We start from the raw sequence: 8,907 nt of genomic DNA, 5'->3' as shown, positions 1-8,907 counted from the left end.
TCGCATGCTCGATCGCCAGCGGGTCTTCGCCCTTGCGCACGATGTAGTCCTGGTGGAAGACGTGGCATAGAAAGTGCCCGTAATAGAGCTTGCCGGCCAACCGCGCCTCCAGTGCCGCCGGCAGCTGCTCCATCCACTGCCGGTCATCGCGGCGCAGCGCCACGTCGAGGGCGACGATGTCTTCCACCGCGTCGCGATGCACCGCGCGATAACGCACCGCGGCACCGGCCACCGCGAAGCGATGCAGGAACGCCTTGCGCCCTTCCTCTGCCGTGCAGTGGAAATAGTCGCCTTGCCCATCGGCAAAATGCGCGCGCAGGAACGCGTCCGTCGCGGCGGCATCCACTGCGGATACTTTCAACAGGAGATGGTGCTCGTAGCGGTCACGAAACTGTGTCATGCGCGGCGGCAGGTGCGCGGGCAACAGCTGCATCGCCGCCTGGAGCAGCCGATCGGTAACCCCGCGCAACCCCACCGACTCGAACCAGCCATCGATGCGGCTCTTGAGTGCGAACGCGGCCGGCACCCGCGCCGTGCCGAGCCGGTCGATCAGCAGGAAGGTGTCCTTGCCGTAACGCTGCCCGATATCGAACGCCTCCCGATGCAGGTACTCCCCGGAGATCGGCAGGCGCTCGAAGGCGGTGAGCAGGTGGCGGCGGATGCCGGTCAGGTCCTCCATCGCATTGCTGCCGATGTAGAACACCTCGCTACGCTCGCGTTCGAAGGTATCCAGGCGCACCGCGAACACCGCCAGCTTCCCCGCCGAACCGGCCGCTTCGAAATGACGCGACGGATCGGCATTGAAGCGCGCCGGGGTCGGCGCATCCACCTGCCGCACCTGGGTGGCATAGCGTGGATCRGTGGCTGCGCGGCCGCTGTGGTTGTCCACGTCGGTGGCGGTGTAGTCGCCGCGCTGCAGGCGTTCGAGCATCTGCTCCGGATCTTCGCCGAGCGCAATGCCCAGATGATTGATCAGCTGCAACTGCCCCTGCGCGTCCACCTGCGCAAACAAGGCCAGCTCGGTGTACGCCGGGCCGCGCCGCACCAGCGCACCCCCGGAGTTGTTGCAGACACCGCCCAATACCGAGGCGCCGATGCACGACGACCCGATCACCGAATGCGGCTCGCGGTCCAGCGGCGCCAGCGCCTGCTCCAGGCGATCCAGCGTGGCCCCGGGCAGGCACACCACCTGGCGGCCGTCGTTGAGCAGCTGGATGCCGGTCAGGCGCAGCGTGTTGAGGATCACCACCGGGCGGTCGTAGTCGGCGCTATCGGGCGTTGACCCGCCGGTGAGGCCGGTGTTGGCCGCCTGCATGATGACGATGGCCTGCGCGGCGACCACCGCCTGCAGCACCCGCCACTGCTCCACCAGCGTACCCGGGCGGACCACCGCCAGCACCGGGCCATCGCCGAAGCGGTAGCCCTTGCGGAAGCGTCGGGTCGGCTTGTCGCCGCTGAGCACATGGGCGGCACCGACGATGTCGCGGAGCTGGGCCAGCAATGCGCCGGTACCGGCGGCCCCCCTCACCGCGACACCTGCGTGTACCGGGTGACTTCGGCAAGCGACTGGCGGCTGATGTCGGCGATGGTTGTCGCGCCGGTGAGCGTCATCGCCACGCGCATTTCCCGGGCGATCAGGTCGAGCAGGTTCGCCACGCCCTCCCCGCCCTGCGCCGCCAGCGCGTACACGAAGGCGCGACCCAGCAGCACGCTGTCGGCGCCCAGCGCCAGCATGCGCACCACGTCCAGCCCGTTGCGGATGCCCGAGTCGGCCAGGATCTTCAGCTCCCCTTTGACCGCATCGGCAATCGCCGGCAACGCCCGTGCGGTGGACAGCACGCCGTCCAGCTGGCGACCGCCGTGGTTGGACACCACGATGCCATCGGCGCCAAAGCGCACCGCATCGCGCGCGTCCTCCGGATCGAGGATGCCCTTGATCACCATCGGACCGGTCCAGAACTCACGGATCCACTCGAGGTCCTTCCAGGAAATGGACGGGTCGAAATTGCTGCCGAGCCAGCCGATGTAATCGGCCAGGCCGGTAGCGCTGCCCCGGTAGGTGGAAATGTTGCCCAGGTCATGCGGGCGGCCCAACAGGCCCACATCCCACGCCCAGCGCGGATGGGTCACGGCCTGCAGCATGCGCCGCAACGGCGCACGCGGACCGCTCATCCCCGAATGCGCATCGCGGTAGCGCGCACCCGGGGTGGGCATGTCCACGGTGAACACCAGCGTGGTCACCCCGGCGGCCTTGGCCCGCTCCAGCGCATTGCGCATGAAACCGCGGTCCTTGAGCACGTACAGCTGGAACCACATCGGACGATCAATGGCCGGTGCCACTTCCTCGATCGGGCACACCGACACCGTGGACAGGGTGAACGGAATGCCGCGGCTGGCCGCCGCCCGTGMCGCCTGCACTTCCCCCCGGCGCGCATACATGCCGGTCAGCCCGACCGGGCCCAGCGCCACCGGCATCGCCAGGCGCTCGCCGAACAGCTCGGTCTCCAGGCTCAGCTCGGCCACGTTGCGCAGTACCCGCTGCCGCAACGCGATGTCGGCAAGGTCGGACACGTTGCGCTTGAGCGTGTGCTCGGCATAGGCGCCACCATCGATGTAGTGGAACAGGAACGGCGGCAGCCGCCGTTGGGCGGCGGCGCGGTAATCGGTGGAGGCGGCAATGATCATGGGTCAACCGTGGGCAGGAGGAAGCTGCGATGCGCGGGCGCGCCGGGCCTCGTTGTCATCGAGCGTGCGCAGGGAGGCGTGCACGAATGCCAGGTGTGCATGCGCGGCGGCGCGCGCGCGTTCGGGGTCGCCGGTCAGCACCCCGTCCATCAGCTCGCGGTGCTGCGTCGACAGCGGCTCAAACGTGCGGGGCGAGGTGTAGAGCCGTTCACGGCTCTGCGAGATATTGGTCTGCAACAGCTCGAACAGGCCACGCATCACCTGCAGCAGCACCAGGTTGTGCGAGGCCTCGGCGATGGCCAGGTGGAAGGCCGCATCCGCGCGCGCCTCGCCGGCGGGATCGTCCTTGCCGTGCGCGGCGAGCATGTGCTCGAAGGCCGCACGGATCTTCGCCCGGTCCGCGTCGGTGGCGCGCAGCGCGGCGTGCCAGGCGGTCGCACCCTCCAGCGCATGGCGGATCTCCAGCACATCGAAGCGGTACTCCGGGTCGTTCTGGAACACCGGCAGGTAGGGCAACAGCGACGCGTCGACGCCCGGGTGCGTACGTGCCATCGGCACGCTCACGTAGGTGCCGCCACCAACCCGCGCCGTCAGCAGGCCCTGGCTGGACAGCTGGGCGATGGCTTCGCGCAGCGCCGTGCGCGATACGCCCAGCTGCACCGCCAGCGCACGCTCGGCCGGCAGCCGATCGCCGGGTTGCAGGTTCCGGGCATGGACCAGCTCGCGCAGCTGCACGGCCACCCGGTCAGACAGGCGTTCGTGCTTCACGTCGTCACCGGCGCGAACACGCACAAGCACCGGACACGACCGGTATCGGGATCGGGGAACGTCCAAGCCAGCATCGGCGGGTCTCATCAGCAACGGTCAGGTGTGGCCGCGCGATGTTCATCGCGTGCCGGCAGCGCTCTGCAACCACCGGAGATGTGGTATGACCACTTCCCCGGAACGGGCACAGAACCATCGACACCCGACTACGACGGGAGCGACAAGCCCATTAAACCATAGCGATCACCGACCCGCTTGGTATGACCATTATCCGCAACCGCAGTCGCTCGCCGGACCTTTCAGCTCCACGCCATTGCCGTCGGGATCGCGCAGGAACACCGACATGCCATCGCCCTCGGCGCCATAGTTGCTGGCCGGCTTGCCGGTCAACGCCACCCCGTGCGTCTGCAGATGCTCGCGTAGATGGGCCACATCGAAGGGCTCCACGCGCAGGCAGACATGGTCCACATTGCGGCCCTGCTCGCCCGCCGCTGCACCGCCCTGCACGCCCAGCGGCCCGTCGACACCGACCAGGTCGATCATCGATGCGCCAGCATGCAGGTGCACCATGCCCAGCGATGGCCGCTCACGCGCCACCGTGCAGCCCAGCACGTCACGATAGAAGTGCACCGCGCGCGGCAAGTCCTGCACGCGCAGTACTACGTGGTCGATGCGTTGGATCTCGAACGGACGTTCGCTGCTCATGAGGGCTCCAGTTTCTTGGCGATACGGCTGAACACGGCCAGCACGATCAGGCACAGGATGCAGACACCGATGGCGATCACGTACTCGCCGATGCCCACTGCAATGCCGATGGAGGCGGACATGATCAACGAACTGGCGGTGGTCAGGCCGCTGACCTGGTCGTCGCGCGTACCGCGCAGGATGGTGCCGGCCGCGACGAATCCGACGCAGGCGATCACCGCTTCGATCAAACGCACCGGATCGACCTGGAGCAGGTCGCGGTAACGCTCCTGCTGGAAGTGTTCGGCGATGCTGTCGCCCAGGCCGACGATGAGCGCGGCCGCCCCGGCGATGAGCATGTGCGTACGCAGCCCGGCGGCGTGCTTGCCCATCTCGCGCTCGATGCCGATCAGGCCGCCAAACACCATCGCTGCGGCAATCCGCAGCAGGATCGATAGATCTTGTTCCAGTCCCATCCGCCGCTCCTTACCTGTTCGGCCCAGCCTTGCGTGGCCGCCGTGGCAGCACCGTGAAGGGAGGCGTGAGGCGGATGTGCACGGTCATGCGGGGTTGGGAAACGCCGCACGACCGTACCGCAGGAACCGAGGCCGGGAGCGCCGCGCTTACTGCGCCAGGTAGCCGCCGTCGATGGCGTAATAGGTGCCGGTGGCGAACGACGTATCATCGCTGGCCAGCCATGCCACCAGTGCAGCGACCTCGTCCGGCTTGCCCAGCCTGCCCAGCGCGTGCTTGCTTTCCAGTGCCTGCTTTACCGTGGGATCCATCTTGTCCAGCAGTGGCGTGGCGATGAAGCCTGGGCCCACCGCATTGACGCGGATGCTGTCCTTGGCATGCTCCCACGCAGCGGTCTGGGTCAGCCCGACCACGCCGTGCTTGGCCGCCACATAGGCGGCCGACTTGTTGAATCCGACCTGGCCCAGGATCGAGGCCATGTTGATGATGCTGCCGCCCTTGCCACCGCGGCGCATCGCCTGGATCTGCGCGCGCTGGCACAGGAACACGCTGGTCAGGTTGACGTCGATGACCCGCTTCCAGCCGTCCACCGGATAGTCGCCGCTGGTTGCCGACGGCCCGCCGATGCCGGCATTGTTGACCGCGATATCCAGCCCGCCCAGTTCCTGCACGGTGCGCTGCACCGCCGCGTCCACCGCCTTTTCATCGGTCACATCCAGCGCGATGCCGATCGCCTTTGCACCCTTGCTGCGCAGCGCCTCGGCGGTCTTCTGCACCGCCTCCTCCTTCAAGTCCCACACCGCGACCGCCGCGCCGGATGCGGCGAGCAGTTCGGCCGCTGCCAGGCCGATGCCGGACACGCCACCGGTCACGATCGCCACCTTGCCCTTGAGCTGATAATCAATCATCGCGTTGTACCTCTGGTTGGAATACGGGGCAGGCATCGCCTGCATCGGCCATCACCGTACGCCTCAACGGCGTTACAGAACGTGCACATGGGCGCCCGCAACAATGCTTCCCATCGCTGCAACGCACCGGCCCCTATGCTGGCGGTCGTACGTCCACATCTCCAACATCTACGCTGCGCATTCGCGGCGCCCTCCTCCCCCAAGGTATGCACATGACTTCTCCCAGCGACGGCCCCCTTTTCACCCCTACCCGTCTCGGCGCGATCGCGGTCGCCAACCGCATCGCCATGGCACCCCTCACCCGCAACCGCGCCATCGAAGGGCGCGTGCCCAACCCGCTCGCCATCCAGTACTACGCGCAGCGCGCCAGCGCCGGCCTGCTGATCGCCGAGGCCACGCAGATCAGCCCGCTCGGCCAGGGCTATCTGGATACGCCCGGGATCTACAACCAGGCCCAGATCGACGCGTGGAAGAAAGTCACCGATGCGGTGCATGACGCCGGCGGCAAGATCGTGCTGCAGCTGTGGCATGTCGGCCGCATCTCGCACACCAGCCTGTTGCCCGAAGGCCAGGTGCCGGTCGCGCCAAGCGCGCTGCAGGCCAAGGCCAAGACCTTCACCGCCAAGGGCTTTGAAGACGTTTCGGTGCCACGCGCACTGGAGCTGTCGGAGATTCCAGCGCTGATCCAGGATTACCGCCAGGCCGCACGCAATGCCATCACCGCCGGTTTCGACGGCGTGGAAGTGCACGCCGCAAACGGCTACCTKATCGACCAGTTCCTGCGGGACGGCAGCAACCAGCGCACTGACGAATATGGCGGCAGCATCGAGAACCGTACGCGCCTGCTCGATGAAGTGGTCCGTGCGATTGCCTCGGAAATCGGCGCCGAACGCACCGGTGTGCGCCTGTCGCCGGTGACCCCGGCCAACGACGCCCACGACTCGCAACCGCAGCCGCTGTTCGAACGCGCCGTCGAGCGTCTGGACGCGATCGGTCCGCTGGCCTTCATCCATGTCATCGAGGGCGCCACCGGCGGCCCGCGCGACAACATCGCGTTCGACTACCAGGCGCTGCGCGCGAAGTTCAAGGGCGCGTGGATCGCCAACAACGGCTACACCAAGGACACCGCCGAAGCGGCCATCGCCTCGGGCTACGCCGATGTGATCGCCTTCGGCCGTCCGTTCATCGCCAACCCCGACCTCGTCGAGCGCTTCCGCCTGGGCGTCGCCTTGTCCGAGCTGGACCCGGACACGCTGTACGGCGGCGGGTCGCACGGCTACACCGACTACCCGAGCGTGTCAGGCTCGTAACCGCCGTAGAGCCGACCGTTGGTCGGCTGCCTCGCGTAATGCCGACGCCGGTCGGCTGCCTTGGGTGATGCCGACGCTGACCGGCTGTCCTGGTAGAGCCGACCGTTGGTCGGCTCCTCGGACATCCGTCCACGCTCATGAGGAGCCGGCCAGCGGCCGGCACTACCGCATCGCTGGCGTCACATCGCCGCCCCGCAGCACCGGCATCAACGCATCCGGCAATCTGCACGGCTGCCGCGGCGTACTATCCACCCGCCATCCCTTGCCCAACAGCACCCCTGCGCCGCCCGCAAGCACCTCATCGCCAGGCGCCGGGCAACTGATATCGCTGACCAGCACCTGCCCGTTCCGGTCCAGCCATTGCTGGACGAAATAGGGGCCATCGACCAACTGCATCGTTCCCAGGTTGACGCGAGCCACCGCCTGGCCCTGGACAGCGCCGCGCCACGTCGTTTCCAACGTCACGCCGGTGAACAGCAACCGTCGTCGCATCAATACGTGGTAGTCGGCGTCCAGCAACGTCAGCTCCTCTCCCCCATCCTCCAGGTAACGCCGCGTCCAGGTGCGGTCTTCGCCCCACGGCAGAACCTCCAGAAAGGTCTGGGCCAGCGGCTCGCTGCCATCGGCCAGCATCAGGCCCTGCTGCCCATCGCGGCGGAACACCAGCCGGCGTGCATCCAGATGCTCTACCCCGCTGAAGGCGCGCCCGACCACCTTGCCGCTCTGCAGGTTGTATAGCCGGTTCTGCCCTGCAACGTGGTCCCACAGCAGCAGCAGCGGCGGCGCCACATGATCATCGTCGATCGCAAGCCCCGCAGGCACCGTGTGTGCGGCGCCGCCGTTCCACCACAGCCGGGGCGAACGCTCGCCCGCCAGGGTACCCAGCACCCCACCGCCAACCGCGTCGAGATCGACCACGTTCGACGGCGCGAACAGGGTCCGTCCCGCGCAGTCGAGCACCGCCGCGCGACGCGATCCGTCCGCCGGGCGCACCCGCCACGGCGGCGCCTGCCGCGTCGCCTCATCCGGCGCGTCGAACACCGCAGCGACCGCATCGGTCACCGCCTGCGGAGGTCCGCTGCGGTCCGCGTCACCGATCCACCAGCGCCCGCCGCAGTAGTCCCGTCGGTAGCGGCGGTCCTGCGTAGGCAGCGGCTGGAAGCGTCCGTCGGCCAGCAGCCAGCCACGCTCGGGCGTGTCCTGCTCGCTCCCCGTGGCGTAGCGCGTGACCTCCCCGGGCCAGTCACGCCGGCCGGCACTGCCGCCGTACTGCCGGAAGCGCGGATACAACCCGCCCTGCTGGTAGCGCGCGGCATCCAGCGACCGTCCCCGCGCATCCACCCGCCGCCAAAGGTCGCGCTGCCGCAGCCACCAACCGCCATCGCTCACCGGCAGCAGCGCATCGATGTCATCGACGAACAGCACCTTGCCCCGCTCGTCCTGCACCTGACACGTTGCGCCGTCCCGGGCACCGCAGAATACGTAGACAGGGCGCCCCGGGAACGGCCCGGCCACCCACTGCCAGGCGTGCTCGTCCATCGCCATGACCTCGTGTCCAGCCATGTCGAAGAAGCGCAACGGCCCCGCGTTGGCATTCCACAGCACCCGGTCGGGTACCGCCAGCGGCTGCCATTGGCCCTCCTGCAATGCTGGCCAACGCACCTGCCCGAGCGCATTCACCACGGCATGGCCACGTCGCACGCCCTCGGCATCCATCAGGAAGGCTTGCCACAACGGCTGATCCGCAGGCTGCCCAGGCAGCGCGAAGCGTTCACCGTATTCGATATATCCCGGGTCCTCGCGCAGCAGCGTGCCGGCGTCATCGAACCACTGCTGCGGCGTGCCCTCGCCCTGCATGCGCAGCCAGCGATCCGCGGACAGCCGCTGCAGTCGCGCACCGTTGGGCGCCACCCGCAGCCGCCCATCGACATCGATCAGCGCCTCGGCGGAAAAATTATGCGCCAGCGCAGAGAATGTCTCCGCCGGCGCGGCCTGCACGCCGGTCGCCAGCGACAACAGCGCGCACAACCCGACTATCCGTTTCATGGATCACATCAATCAACAGCGGAGCTGCACGCTAG

Annotated in this window: 8 protein-coding genes; 1 reads left to right on the top strand and 7 read right to left on the bottom strand. The window is 68.0% G+C overall.

Annotated features, from left to right (window positions below; translation table 11 throughout):
* The 6 genes from dld to ACXJKH_RS09790 all read right to left on the bottom strand — a co-directional run.
* On the bottom strand, positions 1-1,528 hold a 1,528-nt coding region (gene dld, locus ACXJKH_RS09815), incomplete at its 3' end, for a D-lactate dehydrogenase (RefSeq protein ID WP_457319286.1).
* Complete coding sequence (lldD, locus tag ACXJKH_RS09810) at positions 1,525-2,685, bottom strand: FMN-dependent L-lactate dehydrogenase LldD (protein WP_457319285.1); 1,161 nt, start codon at positions 2,683-2,685, stop codon at positions 1,525-1,527. The genes dld and lldD, both read right to left, overlap by 4 nt.
* 3 nt (positions 2,686-2,688) lie before the next feature.
* Positions 2,689-3,453, bottom strand: a complete 765-nt coding sequence (gene lldR / locus ACXJKH_RS09805) for a transcriptional regulator LldR (protein ID WP_457319284.1) — start codon at positions 3,451-3,453, stop codon at positions 2,689-2,691.
* A 264-nt stretch (positions 3,454-3,717) separates the two neighbouring features.
* Positions 3,718-4,155, bottom strand: a complete 438-nt coding sequence (locus ACXJKH_RS09800; RefSeq protein WP_457319283.1) for a VOC family protein — start codon at positions 4,153-4,155, stop codon at positions 3,718-3,720.
* Positions 4,152-4,610 carry an MgtC/SapB family protein gene (locus ACXJKH_RS09795; protein WP_256774191.1) on the bottom strand — a complete coding sequence of 153 codons (459 nt, stop codon included), beginning with the start codon at positions 4,608-4,610 and terminating at the stop codon, positions 4,152-4,154. Before ACXJKH_RS09795 ends, ACXJKH_RS09800 begins: the two co-directional genes overlap by 4 nt.
* A gap of 147 nt (positions 4,611-4,757) precedes the next feature.
* Positions 4,758-5,516 (bottom strand): SDR family NAD(P)-dependent oxidoreductase, encoded by a 759-nt coding sequence (locus ACXJKH_RS09790; RefSeq protein ID WP_457319282.1) that lies wholly within the window; start codon positions 5,514-5,516, stop codon positions 4,758-4,760.
* A gap of 212 nt (positions 5,517-5,728) precedes the next feature.
* On the opposite strand from ACXJKH_RS09790, the gene ACXJKH_RS09785 reads away from it, so the two are divergent.
* Positions 5,729-6,826, top strand: coding sequence for an alkene reductase (locus ACXJKH_RS09785; RefSeq protein ID WP_457319281.1), 1,098 nt, complete (start codon positions 5,729-5,731; stop codon positions 6,824-6,826).
* Between the two features lie 162 nt (positions 6,827-6,988).
* Here the strand turns inward: ACXJKH_RS09785 and ACXJKH_RS09780 are convergent, their stop codons facing one another.
* Positions 6,989-8,872, bottom strand: coding sequence for a hypothetical protein (locus ACXJKH_RS09780; RefSeq protein WP_457319280.1), 1,884 nt, complete (start codon positions 8,870-8,872; stop codon positions 6,989-6,991).
* Between the last annotated feature and the right edge of the window lie 35 nt (positions 8,873-8,907).

It is taken from the genome of Stenotrophomonas sp. P5_B8 (assembly GCF_054049855.1).
This window is presented reverse-complemented; position numbering and strand designations above follow the sequence as displayed.